Origin of the sequence: Sagittula sp. SSi028, assembly GCF_048553715.1 — a bacterium.
In the GTDB taxonomy this organism is placed as follows: Bacteria; Pseudomonadota; Alphaproteobacteria; order Rhodobacterales; family Rhodobacteraceae; genus Sagittula.
The window spans coordinates 1-223 of sequence record NZ_JBLZNC010000071.1 but is presented as its reverse complement, the minus strand read 5'-3'; the positions used below and the strand labels follow the sequence as shown (position 1 = coordinate 223).

1 pseudogene is annotated in these 223 nt (G+C 61.9%); it reads left to right on the top strand.

What is annotated here, in order from left to right:
• Positions 1 to 223, top strand: a pseudogene (locus ACN5AZ_RS18795) (IS5/IS1182 family transposase); the annotation flags it as partial.

Genomic DNA, 223 nt, shown 5'->3' with positions numbered 1-223 from the left:
AGGAAGAGTGGGATCCGGCGCAGGTCGATCCGGCCGACGCATCCCGCGCTGTGCGAGAGTACCTCGCCACTCTGGATGAGGCCGCATTTGGTGCCGCCAGCGAGGTTCAGCACAAGTTCACGTCCCATTCCGAACCGGCCAGCCAATGGACCGCAGCCCGCAAGGGCCCGGCATTCTTCAGCTATTCCGACAATTACCTGATCGACACCGACCATGGTGTCAT